Here is a 22,781-nt window from a genome sequence, read left to right on the forward strand (position 1 = left end):
CCTTCGGGATTGCATTTTTCGCACGCATCGCCCGACCGGCACATTACAATCGCCTTTCGCAAAACACGCTCATGCGCCCTGATTCGGCTTAATTGCTTGATCCGAAAGCGCATTTGCTGTGATGTCGCGGTTTTCGCCGGTGGTAGAATACCCGGCTATTTTTCTGATTTTCCCCAACGGAGAGACCAAGGTGTCGTTCATTTCCAATGCATTCGCGCAAGGTACCGGCGGTGGCGCCGAATCGAGCCTGATGAGCTTTCTGCCGCTCGTCCTGATGTTCGCGGTGCTCTACTTCATCATGATTCGTCCGCAGATGAAGCGACAGAAAGAGCATCGCAACATGCTCTCGGCCATGGCCAAGGGCGACGAGGTCGTGACGAACGGCGGCCTGGTCGGCAAGGTCACGAAGGTCGGCGAAGCCTATGTCGGCGTCGAAGTGTCGGAAGGCACCGAGATCACGGTGCAGAAGTCGGCCGTGACGACGATCCTGCCGAAGGGCACGATCAAGTCGCTGTAAGAGGTACCCCGAGCGTCCGGCATCCGGGCCGGCCCGCGTCGTGAAGCGCGGGCGGCACGGCGGCCGGACGCGACGCTTTTCAAGCCAACTTTCCCGTTCGGCCCCCTCATGAATCGTTACCCAATCTGGAAATATGTCGTGATGGTCGTCGCGCTCGCGATCGGCCTTCTGTACACATTGCCCAACTTCTACGGCGAAGCGCCGGCGGTGCAGGTGTCGAGCGGCAAGGCCACGGTCAAGATCGACACGGGCACGCTGTCCGATGTGCAAACCGCCCTCGCGGGCGCGAAGATCACGCCGGACGACATCACCTTCGACAATTCGGCGAGCAACGCGAACATCCGCGTGCGCCTGAAGGACACCGACACCCAGCTTCGCGTCAAGGATCTCTTGCAGACGGCGCTCAACAGCGACCCGAGCGATCCGCAGTACGTCGTCGCCCTGAACCTGCAAAGCGCCTCGCCGCGCTGGCTGACCGCCCTGCACGCGCTGCCGATGTACCTCGGCCTCGATCTGCGCGGCGGCGTGCACTTCCTGTTGCAGGTCGACATGAACGGCGCGCTGACCAAGAAGCTCGATTCGGATGCCACCGACGCGCGCACGCAATTGCGCGACAAGGGCGTGCGCGACGGCGGCGTGAACCGCGTCGACCTGTCGGTCGTGGCGAATTTCGCCGACCAGGACACCGCCGAACAGGCGCGTCGCCTGCTGACGGGTTCGATCACCGAACTGCAATGGGCCACCCAGCCGGGCGGCGGCGGTTACCAGGTGGTCGGCACGTTCTCGCCGGCCGTGCAGGCCGCGGTGGAAGACGCCGCGCTCAAGCAGAACCTGACCACGCTCCACAACCGCGTCAACGAACTCGGCGTGTCCGAGCCGATCCTCCAGCAGCAAGGCAAGGATCGCATCGTGGTCGAGCTGCCGGGCGTGCAGGACACGGCCAAGGCGAAGGACATCATCGGCCGCACGGCCACGCTCGAAGCGCGCCTCGCCGATCCGGTCAACCTCCATCCGAACCCCACCGACCCGGTGCCGCCGGGCGACGAGCTGTTCACGCAAGGCGCACAGGCGCCGGTGCTGCTGCGCAAGCAGGTGATCTTCACCGGCGACCGCATCATCGACGCGTCGGCCGGCTTCGACGATCACCAGCGCCCGTCCGTCAACATCCGCCTCGACGCGGCCGGTGGCCGCTCGGTGCGCGACGTGTCGCGCGAGAACATCGGCAAGCCGATGGCGATGGTGCTGTTCGAGAAGGGCAAGGGCGAGGTGCTGACGGTCGCGACGATCCAGTCCGAACTCGGCGACCGCTTCCAGATCACCGGCCAGCCCACCTCGCAGGCCGCCACCGACCTCGCGCTGCTGCTGCGCGCCGGTTCGCTGGCCGCGCCGATGGACATCATCGAGGAACGCACGATCGGCCCGAGCCTCGGCGCCGACAACATCCGCATGGGCGTGCACTCGGTGGTGTGGGGCTTCGTCGCGATCGCGGTGTTCATGGTGCTGTACTACATGCTGTTCGGCGTGGTGTCGGTGATCGGCCTGTCGCTGAACCTGCTGCTGCTGGTGGCTGCGCTGTCGATGATGCAGGCCACGCTCACGCTGCCCGGCATCGCCGCCATCGCGCTCGCGCTCGGCATGGCGATCGACTCGAACGTGCTGATCAACGAGCGGATTCGCGAGGAACTGCGCGGCGGTGCGGCGCCTCAAGTGGCGATCCAGCAAGGCTACGCGCACGCCTGGGCGACCATTCTCGACTCGAACGTGACCACCCTGATCGCCGGTCTGGCGCTGCTCGCGTTCGGTTCGGGCCCGGTCCGCGCGTTCGCGATCGTGCACTGTATCGGCATCCTGACCTCGATGTTCTCGGCCGTGTTCTTCTCGCGCGGCCTCGTGAACCTCTGGTACGGCGGCCGCAAGAAGCTCAAGTCGGTGGCGATCGGCCAGGTCTGGAAGGCACCGGCCGCCGAAGCCGCCGGCCTGCCGATCCTCGAGCAGGACGCCGACACCGATACGGCCAAGGCCGTCGCCGGTTCGTCGGCCAAGGCCTCGAAGCAAGGCGCCAAGCAGGGTGCTGCGCGCGGCAATGCCAAGCCGGTGGCGCGTCGCCGCACCGGCCCCGGCGTGCCGCCGAAGACGCCCGGCTCCTCCAACTAAGCGCCGGAGAACGTACATGGAATTTTTCCGCATCCGTAAAGACATCCCGTTCATGCGGCACGCGTTGATCTTCAACGTGGTTTCGCTCGTGACGTTCCTGGCCGCCGTGTTCTTCCTCGTGCATCGCGGCCTGCACCTGTCGGTCGAATTCACCGGCGGCACGGTGCTCGAAGTGCAGTACCAGCAAGCCGCCGAACTCGAACCGGTGCGCGCCACGCTCGGCAAGCTCGGCTACAGCGACGCGCAGGTGCAGAGCTTCGGCACCTCGCGCAACGTGCTGATCCGCCTCGCGCTGAAGTCGGGCCTGACCTCGGCGCAGCAGAGCGATCAGGTGATGGCGGGCCTGAAGGCGCAGAACCCCGACGTGCAGTTGCAGCGCGTGGAGTTCGTCGGCCCGCAGGTCGGCAAGGAACTCGCCACCGACGGCCTGCTCGCGCTGGCCTGCGTGGTGATCGGCATCGTGATCTACCTGTCGTTCCGTTTCGAGTGGAAATACGCGGTGGCGGGCATCATCGCCAACCTGCACGACGTGGTGATCATTCTCGGCTTCTTCGCGTTCTTCCAGTGGGAGTTCTCGTTGTCGGTGCTGGCCGCCGTGCTCGCGGTGCTCGGCTACTCGGTCAACGAATCGGTGGTGATTTTCGACCGGATTCGCGAGACGTTCCGCCGCGAACGCAAGATGACCGTGCAGGAAGTGATCAACCACGCCATCACCAGCACGATGTCGCGCACGATCATCACCCACACGTCGACCGAAATGATGGTGCTGTCGATGTTCTTCTTCGGCGGCCCGACGCTGCATTACTTCGCGCTGGCGCTGACGGTCGGCATCATGTTCGGCATCTACTCGTCGGTGTTCGTGGCCGGCTCGCTGGCCATGTGGCTCGGCATCCGCCGCGAGGATCTGATCCGCGACAAGAAGAGTGCGCACGATCCGGGCGACCCGAACGCGGGCGCGCAGGTCTGATCCTCACCGTGCTCGCGCTGCATGAAAAAACCGGCCGCCCTGGCCGGTTTTTTTTTGTCTGCGCGCGGTGGGCGAACGTCCGGGTTCAGGCGTCCGCCCTCGCCGGCTCCCAGTCGAGGCCGAAGCGCGCCGGGTATTTGCGCAGGCGGCGCGCGTCGTTCGGCTGCCGCGACGGGGGATGGATTCCGCTCGCACAGCGCTTTTGCACAGGCGCCTGGGGACAAGCGCTGTGAGTCGGCCATCTTCATGCGCCTGTGCGCTCGCCACAAAACAAAAACCGCCGCACCCGTTCCCGGGTTGCGGCGGTTTTTTCTGCAGGAAACCGAAACGCTTACTGCGCCACGCCTTCTGCCGTGATCAGCAGCTTCGTCTGCATCTTGAAGCCGTAGGCCTTGCCGTAGTCGAGGCCGAATTCGTCGCGGTTGAACACGCCGACGGCGTCCACGCCGCACACTTCGCGCTTGAGCATCGGGTGCTGCATGCACTTGAACGAATCGATCTTCAGCGTCAGCGGCTTGGTCACGCCGTGCATCGTCAGCGTGCCGACGGCGGCCACCGGCTTGTCGCCCTTGAACTTCAGGTCGCCCTTGAACGTCGCGTCCGGGTACTGGGCGGCGTCGAAGAACTCGGCCGTCTGGACGTGCTCGTCGAGCTTGGCGCTGCCGGTGTGGATCGAGGCGATCTTGGTCGTGACTTCAACCGAGCCCGTCTTGGCTTCCTTGTCGATCGTGACCGTGCCGCTCGACGTGTCGAACTTGCCGCGCCAGACCGACAGGCCGCCGAAGTGGTCGGTCTCGAAGCTCGGGTACGTGTGGCTCGGGTCGAGCTGGTACGTCACCGGTGCGGCCATCGCCGGGATCGACAGCGCTGCGGCGAGTGCGCCCGCAGCCATCATCAGGGTCTTGTTCAATTCATTCTCCTAACTAACGTTGAACGGACGCCGCAGCGAGTTGCGGCTTCCGGATGCGATTCGCCGGCCTTACTTGGCGGCGACGAGATGGAACTTGATCTGCACTTCGTCGGCCACGATCGAGGTGTCCTTCCACTCGCCCGTGCCGATCTCGAACGTCGAGCGCTTGATCGGCAGCACGCCGTCGAACACGCGCGTGTTGCCGCTGTCGGCGATGGTGACCGGCACCGTGACGGCCTCCGTCTTGCCCTTGATCGTCAGCTTGCCGGCGACGTTGTACTTGTTGCCGCCCGCGGGCGCGATCGAGGACGACACGAAGCTCGCCTGCGGAAAGCCCTTCGCGTCGAACCATTCCTTGCCGGCCACCTGGTCGTTGTACATCTTGTCGCCGAGGTCGAAGCTGGCGATGTCGATCGTGACCTGCGCGCTGCCTTGCGCGGCGTGGGCCGGATCGAACTTCAGGTTGGCGCTGAATTTCTTGAACACGCCTTCGGTCGGCACGTTCATCTGCTTCGAGACGGCCGACACCTTGCTCTTGGCGACGTCGACCTGCGCGAGCGCGCTGCCCGACACGGCGAGCGCGGCGGCGGCCACGGCCGCCAGCACGGTGCGATGGAACGAGATCTTCATGGCTTTCCTTTTGTTATTTGAGGAACGGGAGCATGCGGGCCAGCACGCCGTCGCGATCGACGATCTGGTGCTTGAGCGCGCCCAGCACGTGCAGCGCAACGATCGCGAGCAGCGTGTAGTTCAGCGTGATGTGGAGCGTCTTCAGCGTTTCCTTGAGCACCGGATCGGGATCGATCAGGCGCGGCAGCGGAATCAGGCCGAGATAGACGACCGGGATGTTCGAGGCCGAGCTGTACAGGTAGCCGGTGATCGGGATCGCCAGCATCAGCACGTAGAGCAGCCCGTGCACCGCGTGCGCCACGCCCGTGACCAGCTTCGAGGTGCCGGCCGGCAACGGCGGCGCGGCATGCGTGGCGCGCCACAGCACGCGGATCACGGCCAGCGCGAACACGGTCACGCCGATCCACTTGTGCCACGAGAAATACTTGAGCTTGGTGGGCGTGAAGCCGGGGATGTCGGTCATCACCCAACCGAGCGCGAAGCCGCAGACGATCAGCAGGGCGATCAGCCAGTGCAGCGCGATCGCGGTGCGCGTGTAGGCGGCCGGCCGGTTCAGCGTGAGGGACGATGCCATGTGTCGGAGCCCAGGGAATGACGGTGGAGCGTCGCCTGCCTCGGCGGCAGATTCGACGGATTCAAGGCCGCCATCCTAACCCAACAATCTGGCGCCCGATGCAACTGAAAACTGGCAAACCAGTCAGAATCGGGCAGGGTGTCGCCAACCCGGCGTAATGCGCCGTTACGTTCCCGTAACCGGGCCTTGACACCGGGAAAATGCCCTTTTGGTAAGATTGGCGCGGCTTCCCGCCCGCCCCCGCGTCCTCGCAATGCCGCGCAACCGGCTTCCAATATGGAAACAAACGAACTGATTGCCTGTCATGAGTGCGACGCACTGTTGCACAAAACGCAGCTTAGCGGCAAAGAAGCGGCCCGCTGCCCACGCTGCGACGCCCTGCTCTACCGCGCTACGGCGAGCCATCTCGAACGCATCTGCGCGCTGACGCTGACCGCGCTGATCACCTTCGTGATCGCTCAGACCTTTCCGATCCTCGAAATGGACGTCAACGGCATGCGCGTCCAGACCACCCTGGTCGGCGCACTCGGCGCGCTGTGGGACCAGGGCATGCAGGTGGTGGCGGTGATCGTATTCTGCTCGACGCTGCTGTTCCCGCTGATCGAAATGTCCGCGCTGCTCTACGTGCTGTTCGCGCTGCGCGCGGGCACCGTGCCGCCGGCCTTCAACGCCGTGATGCGGGCGATCCACCTGGTGCGTCCGTGGGGGATGATCGAGGTGTTCATGCTCGGCATCGTCGTGACGATCGTGAAGATGGTCAGCCTCGCCCGCGTGGTGCCGGAGGCCGCGCTGTTCGCGTTCGGCGCGCTGACGCTGATGCTGGCCGTGGTGGTGATGTTCGATCCGCACACGTTGTGGGACATCGCCGACGAGATCCGCGCTCGCCGCCAGGCGAAAGGCCGCGCCGGCCCGCATGAACACGCTCACGCCGGAGTGCCGCGCCAATGAAGATCACCACCGCCGCCAGCCAGGGCATGGCGAGCTGCCACACCTGCGGCCACGTGCAGAAGCTCGAGCGCCCCGCTGCGCATCCGCCCGAGCCGTGCGCGCGCTGCGGCACCGCGCTGCATCTGCGCACGCCCGACAGCGTGATGCGCACCTGGGCGCTGCTGATCGCGGCCGCGATCCTGTATATTCCCGCGAACCTGTTGCCGATCATGCGCACGGCCTCGATCGTCGGCTCGCAGGAAGACACCATCATGAGCGGGGTCGTCTATTTCTGGACCTCGGGCGACTGGCCGCTGGCGCTGGTGGTGTTCGTCGCCAGCATCCTGGTGCCGATGCTCAAGCTCGGCGCACTGACCATCCTCGTCATCACCGCGCAGCGCCGTTCGAGCTGGCGGCCGGTACAGCGCACCCGGTTGTACCGGATCGTCGAGCGGATCGGCCGCTGGTCGATGCTCGACATCTTCGTCGTCACGCTGACGGTCGCGCTCGTCCACTTCCGCTCGCTCGCCGAGATCACCGCCGGCCCCGGCGCGATCGCGTTCGGCTCGGTGGTGATCCTCACCATGCTCGCCTCGATGCAGTTCGACCCGCGCCTGATCTGGGACTACGTCGTCACCTCTGGAAAACACCATGAATAGTCCGCAAGGCCCGCAACACGACCCGAACGAGGCGCCCTCCACGCCCCCCAACCCGCTCGACCTGCCGGACGCCGTCGTCGCGCGCCGCACCGGCTGGCTGCCGTCGCTGGTGTGGCTGGTGCCGCTGGTCGCCGCGCTGATCGGCATCGGGCTGGTGGTCAAGTCGGTATTCGACCGCGGCCCCGAGGTCACCATCAGCTTCCGCAACGCGGAAGGGCTGGAGCCGGGCAAGACCCAGGTGAAATACAAGGACGTCGAGATCGGCACGGTCAAGACCATCAAGCTCTCGAAGGATTTCTCGCACGTGCTCGTCAACGTGCAGCTCAAGAAGGAAGCCGAGGATTTCGCCGTCAAGGGCACGCGCTTCTGGGTGGTGCGGCCGCGCGTCGGCGTGAGCGGCGTGTCGGGCCTCGGCACGCTGCTGTCGGGCGCCTACATCGGCGTGGATGCGGGCCGCTCGCCCGATTCGCAGACCGATTTCACCGGCCTCGAAACACCGCCGCCCGTCACGGGCGACGAAAAAGGCAGTTCCTATGTGCTGCACGGCGATTCGCTCGGCTCGGTCGACATCGGCTCGCCGGTCTATTACCGCCGCGTGCAGGTCGGCCAGGTGGTGGGTTTCTCGCTCGACAAGGACGGCACGGGCGTGACCTTCAACGTGTTCGTCAATGCGCCGTACGACCAGTACGTCGGCTCGAACTCGCGCTGGTGGCAGGCAAGCGGCGTGGACCTGCGCCTCGATTCGAGCGGCTTCAAGCTCAACACGCAGTCGCTCGCGACGGTGATTCTCGGCGGCCTCGCGTTCCAGTCGCCGCCGAACCAGTCGGCCGGCAGCACGGTGCGCAACGGCGCGACGTTCCGGCTCGGCTCGGACGAAGCCGATGCGATGCGCGATCCGGACGGCCAGCCGGTGGCGGTGGTGATGAACTTCAACCAGTCGCTGCGCGGGCTGTCGGTGGGCGCGCCGGTCGATTTCCGCGGCATCGTGCTCGGCAACGTCACGAACATCGCGATCGACTACGACCCGAAGGCCAAGAACTTCATGATGCCGGTCACCATGAACATCTATCCGGAGCGGCTCGGCAAGACCTTCCGTCAACTGGTGGCCAAGCAGGGCGAGGCGGGCCAGCGCGAGATCCTGACGCGCCTGGTCGAGCACGGGCTGCGCGGCCAGTTGCGCACCGGCAACCTGCTGACCAGCCAGCTCTACGTGGCGCTCGACTTCTTCCCGAAGGCCGCGCCGGCCAAGGTCGACCTGAACCGCAAGCCGGTGGAACTGCCGACCGTGCCGAACACGCTCGACGAGCTGCAACTGCAGGTGGCCGACATCGCCAAGAAGCTCGACAAGATCCCGTTCGACCAGATCGGCAACAACCTCAACGACGCGCTCAAGCACGCCGACACGCTGTTCCAGCAGCTCGACACGCAGGTCGCGCCGCAGGCGCGCGACACGCTGTCGGCGGCCAAGCAGACGTTCACGACGGCCGAGGCCACGCTGCAGCAGGATTCGCCGCTGCAATCGGACGTGCGCGGCGCGCTGAAGGAGCTGACGCGCACGCTTCAATCGCTGAACAACCTCGCCGACTACATGGAGCGCCATCCCGAATCGCTGCTCCGCGGCAAACCCGGAGACCAGAAATGAGCGCATCCACGCCCCGTCCGACTCGCCGCGCCGCGCGCGCCGGCCTGAAGGCGCTGGCCGCCCTAGCCGCCGCCACTGGCGTCGCGCTGGCCACCGGCTGCGCCTCGCCGAGCGCGCACTTCTACACGTTGTCGGGCGACGCCGGCAAGCTGAGCGCCGGCCGCGCGATGCCGGCCAATCCGGCGTTTCTGATCCAGGTGCCGGCCGTCAACGTGCCCGAGCAGGTCGCCAAGCCGCAGCTCGTCGTGCAGCGCGGCGACGCGCACGTGGACGTGCTCGAGGAACACCGCTGGGCCTCGACGCCGGCCGACGAAATCCGTCGCGCGCTGTCGGGTGCGCTGACGCGCCGCCTCGACACCATCGACGTGGCCGATTCGGCCGTGCCGCCGGGCGTGCCGGTGTATCGCGTCAGCGTGGATGTGCAGCGTTTCGAATCCTGGCCCGACAGCAAGGCCGCGATCGACGCCGTGTGGAGCGTGCGTTCGTTGAGCACGCAATCGGTGATGACCTGCCGCACCGCGCTGGTCGAGCCGGTCGGCGCGGGCTATGACGCGCTGGTGGGCGGCCACCGCAAGGCGATCGGCGAGCTGGCCGGGCGCATCGCGGTGGGCGTGCGCGCGATGGCGGCCGCGCCGGCGCCGGCTGCGTCGAAGAGCGGGGGGGTGAATCCGGTGGCGGTGCGGTGCCCGGTGGAAGCGGGGGGGTGACGCTGCTTCCCGGCGGATTCGGAAATCGGGCCGCTCGGCCCGCTGCGCCGTTCTCCGCCCGCCGCACCTCACGCCACTGCATCAATTTGACAATCCTTGTCATCCCCCGCCCATCCGCCGGGCCGATAATTCGCCAACGCGGTGGCCGCCCCATCGCCCACCACACGCATTTCTGACCGATTGACGCGCCCGGGCCGCACACGGCAAGCTCCTCACGGCGCGCCGCCCGCCGCACCACGCTCCGGAAGCCACCGCCGCCGCCCATCCGGCGCGGTATGTGCCGCCCCTCCGTCCGACCGACCCGCGCCGCCACCCGCGGCGCCTGACCGTCCGCTGCCATGTTCCGTTCCCTTGCCACGCTCCTGAAGAAATGGCGCGCCTCGCGCAGCGCCAGCCAGCAACTCGACGCGCTGCTCGCCTCCGCCGATGCCGCTGCGCCCTACGCCGAGCGCAGCGAATGGCTGATCGAACTCACGCACTGGCTGCGCCGCGAAGGCGGCGTGCAGCAGCCGGCCGAGGCCGAATCGCCGGCCCGCCCCGCCGAAACCGGCGACGACGACGCGCCCCGCCGCTTTGCCTCGCACGCGCGGCTGCGCTACGTGCTGCACGTGCTCGACCGCAACCCGGCCTGGAAGACCCACGTCGCGCGCATGCTGCGCGCGCTGCTGCGCGAAAGCGACGGCATCTCGCTGCTCTGCGACGCCGGCATGCCCGTGCATTCGGGCTTCTTCGGCGCGCTGTTCGAACGCATCGACGCGTCGCTGGTGCCGCCCGCGCCGAACCGCCGCGAGCTGGCCGCGCTGTTCACGCTGATGTTTCCCGCGCCCGGCGACGCAACATCGATCGAGGCGCTGCCGGCCGATCTGCTCGCGCGCCTGCAGGCGTTGTTCGCCCATGACATCTCCGACACCGAGCGCCACCAGCCCGGTTCGTTCTCGCGCGACCTGCTGGCCGCGCTGCACAACCTGACGCTGCAGATCAGCTCGACCGGGCTGTCGCACACCGTGCGCAGCCGCCTGTCCGACGACGACGCGCGCAAGCCCGCCGAGGCGCAGCCGTTCTACCGGCTCACGCGCGCGATGCTGGCCGTGGAAGCCGCGCAGGACGACACCGGCCACGCCGAGCCGGCCCGGCTGCTGCACGAGGTCAACTACCTGCGCGTGCTGCTCGACGAATGCCGCCAATCGGCCGACGACGTGTCCGCGCATCTCTATCGCAACGGCGTGTCGGTCGACATCGTGTTCCAGGTCGAGCGCATGCGCATGCGAATCCAGCGCGCCGAGGCGCTGCTCGACGCCTGGATGGCGCGCAGCGACCCGCGCAGCCTCGCGCGCCTGACCGCCGCGCTGATCGACGCGAACCAGAACAGCCAGAGCGTCTCGCACCTGGTGCGCAGCAACTTCTCGCTGTTCGCGCGCAAGCTGGTGGAAACCAACGCCGACACCGGCGAGCACTACATCACGCGCGGCCGCGCCGACTATCTGAAGATGATGCGGATGGCGGCCGGCGGCGGGCTGGTGACGGTGGCCACCGTCTGCGTGAAGTTCTGGATCACCGGCGCGCACCTGCAATCGATGGTCGAGGGCGTGCTGGCCGGCATCAACTACGCGGCCAGCTTCACGCTGATGCACTTCCTGCATTTCACGCTGGCCACCAAGCAGCCGGCGATGACCGCGCCGACGCTCGCCCGCGAACTCGACGACATCGGCCACGAGGAAGGCGTGCGGCGCTTCGTGGCGTCGGTGGTGGCGCTGATCCGCACGCAGGCGGCCGCGATCTCCGGCAACGTGCTGGCGGTGTTGCCGGTCTGCCTGGCCGTGCAGCTCGGCGCGCACGCCTGGCTGCATGCCGACGTGATCTCGGTCGAGAAGGCGCACGCCACGCTGCGCTCGTTCTCGCTGCTCGGGCCGACGCCGTTCTATGCGGCGCTGACCGGCGTGCTGCTGTGGGCGTCGAGCCTGGTGGCAGGATGGGCCGACAACTGGTTCGTGCTGCATCGCGTCGCCGACGCGATCGCCTGGCACCGCCGCCTGCGCCTGACGCTCGGCGTGGCCGGCGCGGCGCGGCTGGCGCGCTTCTGCCGCAGCAACGTGGCCGGGGTGATCGGCAACGTCGGCCTCGGCATGATGCTCGGGCTGGTGCCGGCGATCGTCAGCGCGTTCGCGTTCGGCTTCGAGGTGCGCCACGTCACGCTGTCGGCCGGCTCGATCGGCGTGGCGGTCGGCGTGATCGGCGAGCGTGCGCTCGGCTCGGGCGAGCTGTGGTGGGCGATGGCCGGCGTGCTGTCGATGGCGGTGCTCAACGTGGCCGTGAGCTTCGCGCTGGCGTTCACGATGGCGGTGCGCTCGCGCGCGCTGCGGCCGACCAAGGTGCGCGCGCTGATCGCCGCGATCTGGCGCGCCGTGCGCGCGAACCCGGCCAGCCTGATCTGGCCGCAGGCCGCGCGCGGCCAGGATGACGGCACGCCGGGTCCGCGGTCGCACTGAGGGGCGATGAGGCACGGCGGCTGCTCCGGGCTGCTCCGGGCTGCTCCGGGCTGCTCCGGCCTGCTCCGGGCTGCTCCGTGTTGCTCCGTGTTGCTCCGTGTTGCTCCGGCCTGCTCCGGCCTGCTCCGGCCTGCTCCGGCCTGCTCCGGCCTGCTCCGCGACACGCGGAGCGCCCTCGGCGACCCCCAAGCCCCCTGCTTGAACGATAGCGGCCCGACGGCGCGCACCCGCCCCGCCCGCCCTCATGCCGATTCGCCCCGGCGACAGCCCCCGGGCCGCGTACAATGACGGCTTTTGCACGCACCGCCCCGCCTAATGTCCTCTTCCGACTTCGATTTCTTCGCTCCCTGCCCCCGCGGGCTCGAAGCCGCCCTGGCCGCCGAGCTGGCCGAGATCGGCACCCGCCGCACCGGCGGCGCGCCGTTCGAGGTTGGCGCCCAGGTCCCGGGCGGTGTCCACTTCCGCGGCGGCTGGATGGCCGCGATGGCGGCGAACCTCTATTCGCGGATCGCCAGCCGCGTGCTGCTGAACATCGCCGACCGCCCGTACCGCAGCGAACAGGATGTCTACGCGCTCGCGCTCGAACAAGCCTGGGAGCGCTGGTTCGCGCCCACCCAGACGCTGCGCGTCGACATCACCGCGATCAAGTCGCCGCTCAAGAGCCTCGAATTCGCCACGCTGCGCGTCAAGGATGCGATCTGCGACCGCCTGCGCGAAAAAACCGGCTCGCGTCCGAGCATCGACACCGCGCTGCCCGACGTGCGCGTGTTCGCGTTCCTGACCGCCACGCACTGCACGCTGTATCTCGACACCTCGGGCGAGCCGCTGTTCAAGCGCGGCTGGCGGCTCGACAAGGGCGCCGCGCCGCTGCGCGAGAACCTCGCCGCCGGCATCCTGCGCCTGGCCAACTGGACGCCGGAAGTGCCGCTGTACGATCCGATGTGCGGCAGCGGCACGTTCCTCGCCGAAGCCGCACAGATCGCGCTCGACGTCGCACCGGGCGTCGAACGCCGCTTCGGCTTCGAGAAGCTCAAGCAATACGACATCAGCGCGTGGCAAACGCTGAAGGTCGCCGCGATGGACGCCAAGCGCGCCGCACGCGGCCGCCGCGACGGGCTGCAGGTGTACGGCAGCGACATCTCGGGCGACATGCTCGACAAGGCGCGCGCCAACATCGAACGGGCCGGCGCGCCGGGCGTCTCGCTCAAGCAGGTCGATGCGCGCTTCATGGCGCCGCCGTGCGACGCGCCGGGCCTGATCATCGCGAATCCGCCGTACGGCGAGCGGATCGAGGTGCGCGGACGCAACGCGCGTGGCGAAGTGCGCGAGACGGGCCGCAACCGTGGCGCCGACGACGCGTTCCGCCGCACCCACACCGACGCGCCGCCCGACAACGAGTTCTTCATCGCGCTCGGCACCGCGCTCAAGCAGCGCTTCACGGGCTGGCAGGCGTTCCTGCTGACCTCCGACCGCTCGCTGCCGGGCCTGCTGCGCCTGCGCGAATCGGCCAAGACGCCGCTGTTCAACGGCGCGCTCGAATGCCGGCTGTTCCGCTTCGACATGATGGCGGGCAGCGTGCGCCGGCAGCCGGGCGAAGCCGGCACGGACGAATAAACCGGCACCGCGCGGCGCCCGCCGCGCATCGTGCGCCTCACCCGACAGGGCCGGATTTTCCGGCCCTGTCGCATTTCCGGGGCATCCTTCAACCGCTGCGGCAGGATGTTGCCGGCTGCTGACAACACGCTGTCAGCAGCCCCCCGCCACACTGCGTCTCACGCATCCGACGCGATGCGCTCCTCCCCGCCACTTCCTCTTCCGGAGACGCCCCATGACGACCGCCACCGCTACCCCCACCGCCACGACTACCGCCGCCGACACCCCGCTCACGCGCCGCCCGATCACGTGGTTCGAGATCCCGACCGTCGATCTCGACCGCGCCACGCGCTTCTACGAGGCGATGCTCGAGATCCGCCTGCGCCGCGAAAACTTCGGCGGCGCGCCGATCGCCGTGTTCGACGGCGAAGGCGCGACCAGCGGCGCGCTGGTGCAGGACCCGCACGGCAGCAAGCCCGCCAAGGCCGGCCCGGTCGTCTACCTGGGCGCCGGCGACTCGGTGACGGGCGCGATCGAGCGCGCCAAGCGCGCGGGCGGCGCGGTCGATGGCCCGGTGCACGAACTGCCGCGCGGCATCGGCTACATCGCCTACGTGTTCGACACCGAAGGCAACCGCGTCGGCCTGCACGCCAGCGCACACTGAACGCGTCACCGCCCTGCCACGCCTGCGCCACGGCCACGCGATGACCTGCGCCGCGCCGCATGCGCGGCGCTATCATCGCGGCAACACCCACGCTTTCGCCGCACCCATGCCATGACCCGCCGCGCCGACCGCCTGTTCCAGATCGCCGAATTGCTGCGCGGCCGCCGCCTGACGACCGCGCAGCAACTGGCCGAATGGCTCGCGATCTCGCCGCGCACCGTCTACCGCGACATCCGCGATCTGCAGTTGTCCGGCGTGCCGATCGAGGGCGAGGCCGGCATCGGCTACCGGCTGAATCGCGCGGCCAGCCTGCCGCCGCTGACCTTCACGGCCGACGAGCTGTCCGCGCTCGCGGCCGGCGCGCGAATGCTCGAATCGTGGGGCGGCACGCGCTTTGCCGGCGGCGCGCGTTCGGCGCTGGCCAAGATCGCCTCGGCGATGCCGGCCGACAAGCGCATCGTGCTGGACCGCCTGCCGGTGTTCGCGCCCTCGCAGCGCGTCGATGCCGCCTATTCCGAAACGATGGACGTGCTGCACCGCGCGCTGGAGGAACGGCGCGTCGTGCATTTCCGCTATCGGGACAAGAAGGATGCGGCCAGCGAGCGGCGCATCTGGCCGCTCGGCCTGGCCTATTGGGGCGGGCAATGGACGGTGTCCGCGTGGTGCGAACTGCGCGACAATTTCCGCAATTTCGACGTGGCCCGCATGCGCGGGGCCACCGCCTGCGAGGTCCACCCCGACATCGACGGGCGCCGGCTCGCCGATTTCCTGCGCACGCTCGAACGCGAATGCGGCAAGGACTGGCCGGCGGGCTGAACGCCGCGCCGGCCGCCGCGCGACTCGAGCGACTACTCGACCGACTTGACCATGTCCTCGACCACCTTCTTCGCGTCGCCGAACACCATCATCGTCTTGTCCATGTAGAACAGCTCGTTGTCGAGCCCCGCGTAACCCGAGGCCATCGAGCGCTTGTTGACGATCACGGTGCGTGCCTTGTACGCCTCCAGGATCGGCATGCCCGCGATCGGCGATTTCGGGTCGTTCTTCGCGGCCGGGTTGACCACGTCGTTCGCGCCGAGCACCAGCACCACGTCGGTCTGGCCGAACGCGTTGTTGATGTCCTCCATCTCGAACACCAGGTCGTACGGCACCTCGGCCTCGGCCAGCAGCACGTTCATGTGCCCCGGCATGCGCCCGGCCACCGGGTGGATCGCGTAGCGCACGTCGATGCCCTTCTCGATCAGCTTGTCGGTCAGCTCCTTGAGCGCATGCTGCGCGCGCGCCACCGCCAGCCCGTAGCCCGGCACGATCACCACCGTTTCGGCGTTGGCGAGCATGAACGCGGCGTCGTCGGCCGAGCCCGATTTCACCGGCCGCTGCTCCTTCGCGCCGGCCGCATCGCCCGCGCCGGCCTCGCCGCCGAAGCCGCCGAGGATCACGTTGAAGAACGAGCGGTTCATCGCGTGGCACATGATGTACGACAGGATCGCACCCGACGAGCCGACCAGCGAGCCGGCGATGATCAGCATCGGGTTGTTCAGCGAGAAGCCGATGCCGGCCGCCGCCCACCCCGAATACGAGTTCAGCATCGACACCACCACCGGCATGTCCGCGCCGCCGATCGGGATGATGATCAGCACGCCGAGCGCGAACGCGATCGCCGTCATCACGATGAACGGCAGCCACGCCTGCGTGACGAAGAACAGGATGCCGAAGCCGAGCATGCCGAGCGCCAGCATCAGGTTGATCAGATGCTGGCCCGCGTACACCACCGGCGCGCCCTGGAACAGCCGGAACTTGTATTTCCCCGACAGCTTGCCGAACGCGATCACCGAGCCGGAGAACGTGATCGCGCCCACGAAGGTGCCGATGAACAGCTCGATGCGGTTGCCGAACGGGATGAAGTTGGCGGCCGCCGCGTCCTGCGGCACCAGGCCGAACGCTTCCGGCTCGGCCACCACGGCGTAGGCGATGCACACGGCAGCCAGGCCGATCAGCGAGTGCATCGCGGCGACCAGCTCGGGCATCTTGGTCATCTCGACGCGCGCGGCCACGTAGGCCCCCACCGCGCCGCCGACCACCAACGCGCCGAGCACCAGCGCCAGCCCGAGCGGCAGGTTGGCGCCAAGCCAGGCCGCCTGCCGGACGATCAGCGCGAGCGTGGTCAGGATCGCGATCGCCATCCCGACCATCCCGAACAGGTTGCCGCGCCGCGCGGTGCGCGGATGCGACAGCCCCTTGAGCGCCTGGATGAAGCACACCGAGGCGACCAGATACAGCAGCGTGACGACGTTCAGGCTCATCGCGCGCCCTCCGTCCTGCCCTTGGCGCCGTCCTTCGGCGTCTTCTTGCGGAACATCTCCAGCATTCGCCTGGTGACGAGGAAGCCGCCGAACACGTTGACGGCGGCCAGCGCCACCGCGATCGTGCCGAACACCTTGCCGGTGGTGCCGACCGTCAGCGCGGCGGCCAGCATCGCGCCGACGATCACGATCGCCGAAATCGCGTTGGTGACGGCCATCAGCGGCGTATGCAGCGCCGGCGTGACGTTCCAGACCACGTGATAGCCGACGTACACCGCCAGCACGAAGATGATCACGTTGATCACCGTGTGATTGATCACTTCCATCGCGATCGCCCCCTTATTTGCGGACCACGTCGCCGTCGCGACACAGCAGCGTCGCGGCGACGATGTCGTCGTTCATGTCGATGTTCAGGACGCCTTCCTGCGTGACGATCAGCTTCAGGAAGTCGGCGAGATTGCGTGCGTAGAGCGCCGAGGCATCGGCCGGCACCTGCGCGGCGAGGTTGGTGTGGCCGGCGATCGTCACGCCGTGCACGTTCACCACTTCGTCGGCCACGGTCAGCGGGCAATTGCCGCCGCGCCGTCCGTCCGGGCCGGGCGCGCCGCGCCCGGCGGCCAGGTCGACCAGCACCGCGCCGGGCTTCATGGCGGCCACCGTCTCGGCCTGGATCAGCGTGGGCGCGGCGCGGCCAGGGATCAGCGCGGTGGTGATCACGATGTCGGCCTGCTTGGCGCGCTCGTGCACCAGCGCCGCCTGCCGCGCGAGCCACGACGGCGGCATCGGCCGCGCGTAGCCGCCGGTGCCCTGCGCGGCCTCGCGTTCCTCGTCGGTCTCGAACGGCACATCGACGAACTTCGCGCCGAGCGATTCGATCTGCTCCTTGACGGCGGGCCGCACGTCGGATGCCTCGATCACCGCGCCGAGCCGCTTGGCCGTGGCGATCGCCTGCAGGCCGGCCACCCCCGCGCCGAGCACCAGCACGCGGGCCGCCTTCACGGTGCCGGCAGCCGTCATCAGCATCGGCAGGAAGCGCGGATAGAGCGAGGCGGCCAGCAGCACCGCCTTGTAGCCGGCGATATTGGCCTGGGAAGACAGCACGTCGAGGCTTTGCGCGCGGGTGGTGCGCGGCGCGGCCTCCAGCGCGAACGCGGTCACGCCGGCTGCCGCGAGCTGCGCGGCCTGCTCGGTGTTGAACGGATCGAGCATGCCGGCCAGCACCGCGCCACGGCGCATCAGCGCCAGCTCGGCCGCGTCGGGCGCCTGCACCTTCAGCACCAGGTCCGCGGCGTAGACGGCTGCGCGCTCGGCCAGCGTCGCGCCGGCGGCCGCATAGGCGTCGTCGGGGTAGCTCGCGGCCGTGCCGGCGCCATGCTCGACACTGACGGCGTGGCCGGCCGCCACGTATTTCCTGACGGTTTCGGGCGTCGCGGCCACGCGCGCCTCATGAGCCCGCGTCTCGACGGGCACTCCGATCTGCATCGTGATCCTCCAGCTGGCTTTCTGATTCTTGATTTCGACTGCGAGGCGAGCCGGAGCATTTCCGGACGACGACGACCGGCTCGGGGCAACGGCATGGTCAACGCGCCAATGTACCCGATCGCCGCCGCCGTGCCGCATCCGGCCCTTTCCCGGCTGGACAAACGGCTGCGGATCGGTCAGGCACGGTGGTGGCCGGCTTGCGACTGGCTTGCTGCAGGCTTGGGGCCGGATCGCCGCGCGTGCCGGGGCCGCCCCCGCTTGCGCTTCGGCAGCCGCGCCGCGCAACCGGTAAAATGCTCGCCCATGAAACCCGAACTCTGGACCCCGCACGTCACGGTGGCCGCGATCGTCGAACGCGACGGCCGCTTCCTGCTGATCGAGGAACACACGTCGGCAGGATTGCGGCTCAATCAGGCCGCCGGCCATCTCGAGGCCGGCGAAACGCTGATCGAGGCCGTGATCCGCGAAACGCTCGAGGAAACGGCGCACCCGTTCGAGCCGGAAGCGCTGGTGGGCGTCTATCAGACGCACTTCGAGCGGCCCGGCAAGGGCGGCGCGACCTACCTGCGCTTCACGTTCTGCGGGCGGGCCGGCGAAACCGTCGCGGGCCGCGCGCTCGACGACGGCATCGTCCGCACGCTGTGGATGACGGCCGACGAGCTGCGCGCCGCCTCGCATCGCCACCGCACGCCCGCGGTCATGCAGTGCGTCGACGATTACCTCGCCGGCCGCCGCGTGCCGCTGGAGTTCGTCCATACGCATTCCGTCGCGCCCTACCGCGCGACGCCCGAACATCAGGCTGTCAGCAAATGAAGAAGCAACGTGTCGTGGTCGGCATGTCGGGCGGTGTCGATTCGTCGGTCACCGCGTGGCTGCTGAAGGAACAGGGTTACGACGTGGTCGGCCTGTTCATGAAGAACTGGGAAGACGACGACGACGGCGAGTACTGCTCGACCCGTCAGGACTGGATCGACGTGGTGTCGGTGGCCGACCTGATCGGCATCGACGTCGAGGCTGTCAATTTCGCCGCCGAATACAAGGACCGCGTGTTCGCCGAATTCCTGCGCGAATACTCGGCCGGCCGCACGCCGAACCCGGACGTGCTCTGCAACGCCGAGATCAAGTTCAAGGCGTTCCTCGATCACGCGATGTCGCTCGGCGCGGAAACCATCGCCACCGGCCACTACGCGCGCGTGCGCGAGCGCGACGGCCGCTTCGAGCTGCTCAAGGCGTTCGATCACACCAAGGATCAGTCCTACTTCCTGCACCGGCTCAATCAGGCGCAGCTTTCGAAAACGCTGTTCCCGCTGGGCGAGATGCCGAAAACGCGCGTGCGCGAGATCGCCGAACTGATCGGCCTACCGAACGCGAAGAAGAAGGATTCGACCGGCATCTGCTTCATCGGCGAGCGGCCGTTCCGCGATTTCCTGAACCGTTACCTGCCGACCCAGCCCGGCCCGATGAAGACGCCCGACGGCCGGCGCGTGGGCGAGCACATCGGCCTGGCGTTCTACACGTTCGGCCAGCGCAAGGGCATCGGCCTCGGCGGCAGCAAGGACGGCAGCGGCGAGCCGTGGTTCGTGGCCGGCAAGGACATCGCGTCGAACACGCTGTACGTCGCGCAGGGGCACGATCATGCGTGGCTGCTGTCGCACGAACTGGTGGCCGGCAACGTCAGTTGGGTGGCCGGCGAGCCGCCCGCCGAAGGCTTCACGTGCGGCGCGAAAACACGCTACCGGCAGGCCGACGCGGCCTGCGCGTTCGGCCGCGCCAAGCCGGGCGAAGCCGGCGAGGCGCGCTTCTCGCTAGCGTTCGAGGCCGCGCAATGGGCCGTCACGCCGGGCCAGTCGGCCGTGCTCTACGACGGCGAAATCTGCCTGGGCGGCGGCATCATCGAGGTGGTCGCAACGGGCCAGCCCGGCTCGGCCGACGCAGTGGGCGCGGCGCTCGCGCGCGAGACGGCCGGCGGCGTGGCGATCTGAATCGGGCCGCTTTCTCGCGCCTTTCAACCGCCTTTAGTGGGGCCGGCTTCGAAGCGGCCTGACACATTATCGGTTTAGACTTGCGGCACGCGACGATTGGCCGCCGCACCAGCAGGCGGCCGGCGCCGTGCGCCGCCGGCCGCGGCCTTGACGGCCTCGCCATGGCGGCCAACCGAAGAATAAGGAATCCCCCATGTTTGCAAGACGCTATCTCGCGATGTGGTGCGCGACGCTCGTGCTCGTTCTGCTCGCCCTCCTCGCCTTGTCCCACCTGATCGCGTGGCCCTGGATCCTGATCCCCGCCGCCCTCGTCGGCCTCGGCCTCTGGGATCTCCAACAGGATCACCACGCGATCCTGCGGAACTACCCGCTCTGGGGCCACTTCCGCTTCATGTTCGAGTTCATCCGCCCGGAGATCCGCCAGTATTTCGTCGAGGACGATACCGACGAGAAGCCGTTCTCGCGCGCCCAGCGCAGCGTGGTGTACCAGCGCGCCAAGAACGTGGCCGACAACCGGCCGTACGGCACCGAGCTGAACGTCAAGGCGGTCGCGCACGAGTGGATCAGCCACTCGCTGGTGCCGACCCGGCTCGCGAACCACGATTTCCGGATTCGCGTCGGCGCCGAGCGCGCCCAGCCCTACGACATTTCCATCTTCAACGTCTCGGCGATGAGCTACGGCTCGCTGTCGGCGAACGCGATCCGCGCGCTGAACCTCGGCGCCAAGAAGGGCGGCTTCGCGCACGACACCGGCGAGGGCTCGCTGTCGAAATATCACCGCGAGCACGGCGGCGACATCATCTGGGAAATCGCCTCGGGTTACTTCGGATGCCGTAACGACGACGGCACGTTCAACGCGGACAAATACGCGAAGCAGGCCGCCGATCCGCAGGTCAAGATGATCGAGGTGAAGCTGTCGCAGGGCGCCAAGCCGGGCCACGGCGGCGTGCTGCCGGCCGCCAAGATCACGCCCGAGATCGCCGAGACGCGCGGCATCCCGATGGGCAAGGATTGCATCTCGCCGGCCTCGCATTCGGAATTCTCGACGCCGCGCGGCCTGCTCGAATTCGTCGAGAAGCTGCGCACGCTGTCGGGCGGCAAGCCCACCGGCTTCAAGCTGTGCATCGGCCACCCGTGGGAATTCTTCGGCATCGCCAAGGCCATGCTCGAAACCGGCATCGTGCCGGACTTCATCGTGGTGGACGGCGCCGAGGGCGGCACCGGCGCGGCGCCGCTCGAATTCACCGACCACGTGGGCGTGCCGCTGCAGGAAGGGCTGCTGCTGGTGCACAACACGCTGGTGGGCATCGGCCTGCGCGAGCGCATCAAGATCGGCGCGAGCGGCAAGATCATCACGGCGTTCGACATCGCGCGCACGCTCGCGATCGGCGCGGACTGGGTCAACTCGGCGCGTGGCTTCATGTTCGCGGTGGGCTGCATCCAGGCGCAGACCTGCCACACCGGCCGCTGCCCGACCGGCGTGGCGACCCAGGACGAAGTGCGCCAGCGCGCGCTGGTGGTGCCCGACAAGTCGGAGCGCGTCTACAACTTCCACCGCAATACGCTGCATGCGCTGCAGGAGCTGGTGCAGGCCGCCGGCCTCGCGCATCCGGCCGACCTGCACGCGCATCACATCGTGCAGCGCGTCGCCCCGCACGAGGTGCGGCTGATGTCGCAACTGCTCAAGTACGTGAAGCCGGGCGCGCTGCTGACCGGCGAGAAGCTCGGCCTGACGCTCTACGACACATGGTGGCCGGCGGCGCGCAGCGATTCGTTCTCGATCGGCGACGCGGCTTATGCGGCGTGGGCGGCCTACGACGAATAAACCCCGCGAGGCCGTGCCGCACGCGTAAAAACGCCCCGCCGGTGCGATGCCCGGCGGGGCGTTTTTTTGATGCTGTTCGTTGATAAGCCCGATGGGCGATCAGTCCTGCGGCACGGTATCGATGAACGACTGCCGCTGCGAGAGCTTCACGAAGTGCTTGTCGAGGTTCGGATGCCGCTCGCGCCAGGCGAGTTCGGGCATGCGGAAGTCGAGATACCCGAGCGCGCAACCGAGCGCGACATCCGACAGCGTGTAGTGATTGCCGACGCACCACGGCTTGCCGCCAAGGCCTTGCGACATCGCCACCAGGCCGTCGTCGATCTTGCGCTGCTGGCGCGCGATCCAGGCCTCGCTGCGCTGTTCCGGCGTGCGCTGCGTGTGTTCGACACGAATGTTGACCGTCGCATCGAGCACGCCGTCGGCGAGTGCCTCCCAGCACCGCACCTCGACGCGCTCGCGCCCCGACGGCGGAATCAGCTTGCCGACCGGCGACAAGGTATCTGCGTATTCGCAGATCACGCGCGAATCGAACACGGCCGCACCGTCGTCCATCACGAGACACGGCACCTTGCCGAGCGGATTCGAGCCGTGAATCGTGGTGTCCGGCCCCCACACGTTCTCGAGTTCCAACTGGTAATCGATCTTCTTTTCGGCCAGCACGATACGCGCCTTGCGCACGTAGGGGCTGCCGAGCGAACCGATGAGTTTGATCATCCTGCTTGCCTGCCTGCCAAGTAAATACCGCCCGAGAGTATACGT

At 68.1% G+C, this 22,781-nt stretch carries 21 protein-coding genes; 14 read left to right on the forward strand and 7 right to left on the reverse strand.

Translation table 11 applies throughout. The features are described from left to right. Window positions 1–190: 190 nt before the first annotated feature. From yajC to secF, 3 genes are all read left to right on the forward strand, one after another. Window positions 191–517 (forward strand): preprotein translocase subunit YajC, encoded by a 327-nt coding sequence (yajC, locus tag ACYP33_RS34490; protein ID WP_414443965.1) that lies wholly within the window; start codon window positions 191–193, stop codon window positions 515–517. Window positions 518–625: 108 nt separating this feature from the next. Beyond that, window positions 626–2,671 (forward strand): protein translocase subunit SecD, encoded by a 2,046-nt coding sequence (gene secD, locus ACYP33_RS34495; protein ID WP_414450322.1) that lies wholly within the window; start codon window positions 626–628, stop codon window positions 2,669–2,671. Window positions 2,672–2,687: 16 nt separating this feature from the next. Beyond that, the gene (secF, locus tag ACYP33_RS34500; RefSeq protein ID WP_414450323.1) at window positions 2,688–3,638 is read left to right on the forward strand and encodes a protein translocase subunit SecF; all 951 of its coding nucleotides are present in this window, start codon (window positions 2,688–2,690) and stop codon (window positions 3,636–3,638) included. Between the two features lie 331 nt (window positions 3,639–3,969). Here the strand turns inward: secF and ACYP33_RS34505 are convergent, their stop codons facing one another. From ACYP33_RS34505 to ACYP33_RS34515, 3 genes are all read right to left on the reverse strand, one after another. Further along, window positions 3,970–4,548 (reverse strand): YceI family protein, encoded by a 579-nt coding sequence (locus ACYP33_RS34505; protein WP_414443962.1) that lies wholly within the window; start codon window positions 4,546–4,548, stop codon window positions 3,970–3,972. A 69-nt stretch (window positions 4,549–4,617) separates the two neighbouring features. After that, window positions 4,618–5,178: a YceI family protein gene (locus ACYP33_RS34510; protein WP_414443961.1), complete on the reverse strand. Its 561-nt coding sequence runs from the start codon at window positions 5,176–5,178 to the stop codon at window positions 4,618–4,620. A gap of 13 nt (window positions 5,179–5,191) precedes the next feature. Continuing rightward, a complete protein-coding gene (locus tag ACYP33_RS34515) occupies window positions 5,192–5,752 on the reverse strand; it encodes a cytochrome b (RefSeq protein ID WP_414443960.1) in 561 nt (186 codons plus the stop codon). Window positions 5,753–6,028: 276 nt separating this feature from the next. Here ACYP33_RS34515 and ACYP33_RS34520 point away from each other — a divergent pair, with 276 nt between their 5' ends. The 8 genes from ACYP33_RS34520 to ACYP33_RS34555 all read left to right on the forward strand — a co-directional run bounded on the left by ACYP33_RS34520 (window position 6,029) and on the right by ACYP33_RS34555 (window position 15,246). Continuing rightward, window positions 6,029–6,700 (forward strand): paraquat-inducible protein A, encoded by a 672-nt coding sequence (locus ACYP33_RS34520; protein ID WP_459625587.1) that lies wholly within the window; start codon window positions 6,029–6,031, stop codon window positions 6,698–6,700. After that, window positions 6,697–7,338, forward strand: a complete 642-nt coding sequence (locus ACYP33_RS34525) for a paraquat-inducible protein A (protein ID WP_459625563.1) — start codon at window positions 6,697–6,699, stop codon at window positions 7,336–7,338. Before ACYP33_RS34520 ends, ACYP33_RS34525 begins: the two co-directional genes overlap by 4 nt. Next, window positions 7,331–8,980 (forward strand): PqiB family protein, encoded by a 1,650-nt coding sequence (locus ACYP33_RS34530; RefSeq protein ID WP_459625564.1) that lies wholly within the window; start codon window positions 7,331–7,333, stop codon window positions 8,978–8,980. Before ACYP33_RS34525 ends, ACYP33_RS34530 begins: the two co-directional genes overlap by 8 nt. Further along, a complete protein-coding gene (locus ACYP33_RS34535) occupies window positions 8,977–9,687 on the forward strand; it encodes a PqiC family protein (RefSeq protein ID WP_414450326.1) in 711 nt (236 codons plus the stop codon). The genes ACYP33_RS34530 and ACYP33_RS34535 overlap by 4 nt, the downstream gene beginning before the upstream one ends. A 338-nt stretch (window positions 9,688–10,025) precedes the next feature. Next, complete coding sequence (locus tag ACYP33_RS34540) at window positions 10,026–12,173, forward strand: site-specific recombinase (RefSeq protein ID WP_459625565.1); 2,148 nt, start codon at window positions 10,026–10,028, stop codon at window positions 12,171–12,173. A gap of 315 nt (window positions 12,174–12,488) precedes the next feature. Next, window positions 12,489–13,787, forward strand: a complete 1,299-nt coding sequence (locus ACYP33_RS34545) for a THUMP domain-containing class I SAM-dependent RNA methyltransferase (protein WP_414450328.1) — start codon at window positions 12,489–12,491, stop codon at window positions 13,785–13,787. Between the two features lie 214 nt (window positions 13,788–14,001). Further along, entirely contained in the window at window positions 14,002–14,430 is a 429-nt protein-coding gene (locus tag ACYP33_RS34550) for a VOC family protein (protein WP_414450329.1), read from the forward strand. A gap of 111 nt (window positions 14,431–14,541) precedes the next feature. Then, complete coding sequence (locus ACYP33_RS34555) at window positions 14,542–15,246, forward strand: helix-turn-helix transcriptional regulator (protein WP_414443952.1); 705 nt, start codon at window positions 14,542–14,544, stop codon at window positions 15,244–15,246. A 32-nt stretch (window positions 15,247–15,278) separates the two neighbouring features. Here ACYP33_RS34555 and ACYP33_RS34560 read toward each other — a convergent pair whose 3' ends face one another. The 3 genes from ACYP33_RS34560 to ACYP33_RS34570 are packed head-to-tail and all read right to left on the reverse strand — an operon-like array spanning window position 15,279 to window position 18,215. After that, on the reverse strand, window positions 15,279–16,733 hold the full coding sequence (locus ACYP33_RS34560) for an NAD(P)(+) transhydrogenase (Re/Si-specific) subunit beta (RefSeq protein ID WP_414443951.1): 1,455 nt from the start codon (window positions 16,731–16,733) through the stop codon (window positions 15,279–15,281). Then, on the reverse strand, window positions 16,730–17,059 hold the full coding sequence (locus tag ACYP33_RS34565; RefSeq protein ID WP_459625566.1) for an NAD(P) transhydrogenase subunit alpha part 2: 330 nt from the start codon (window positions 17,057–17,059) through the stop codon (window positions 16,730–16,732). Before ACYP33_RS34565 ends, ACYP33_RS34560 begins: the two co-directional genes overlap by 4 nt. A 13-nt stretch (window positions 17,060–17,072) precedes the next feature. Further along, the gene (locus ACYP33_RS34570; protein ID WP_459625567.1) at window positions 17,073–18,215 is read right to left on the reverse strand and encodes a Re/Si-specific NAD(P)(+) transhydrogenase subunit alpha; all 1,143 of its coding nucleotides are present in this window, start codon (window positions 18,213–18,215) and stop codon (window positions 17,073–17,075) included. 303 nt (window positions 18,216–18,518) lie between these two features. Here ACYP33_RS34570 and ACYP33_RS34575 point away from each other — a divergent pair, with 303 nt between their 5' ends. The 3 genes from ACYP33_RS34575 (at window position 18,519) to ACYP33_RS34585 (ending at window position 22,022) form a co-directional block, all read left to right on the forward strand. After that, complete coding sequence (locus tag ACYP33_RS34575) at window positions 18,519–19,028, forward strand: NUDIX hydrolase (protein ID WP_414450334.1); 510 nt, start codon at window positions 18,519–18,521, stop codon at window positions 19,026–19,028. Further along, window positions 19,025–20,197 carry a tRNA 2-thiouridine(34) synthase MnmA gene (mnmA, locus tag ACYP33_RS34580; protein ID WP_459625568.1) on the forward strand — a complete coding sequence of 391 codons (1,173 nt, stop codon included), beginning with the start codon at window positions 19,025–19,027 and terminating at the stop codon, window positions 20,195–20,197. Before ACYP33_RS34575 ends, mnmA begins: the two co-directional genes overlap by 4 nt. 193 nt (window positions 20,198–20,390) lie before the next feature. Beyond that, on the forward strand, window positions 20,391–22,022 hold the full coding sequence (locus ACYP33_RS34585; RefSeq protein ID WP_414443946.1) for an FMN-binding glutamate synthase family protein: 1,632 nt from the start codon (window positions 20,391–20,393) through the stop codon (window positions 22,020–22,022). Between the two features lie 99 nt (window positions 22,023–22,121). Here the strand turns inward: ACYP33_RS34585 and ACYP33_RS34590 are convergent, their stop codons facing one another. Beyond that, window positions 22,122–22,736, reverse strand: coding sequence for a glutathione S-transferase family protein (locus tag ACYP33_RS34590; protein WP_414450336.1), 615 nt, complete (start codon window positions 22,734–22,736; stop codon window positions 22,122–22,124). Window positions 22,737–22,781 lie beyond the last annotated feature (45 nt).

It is taken from the genome of Burkholderia sp. 3C, assembly GCF_054589155.1.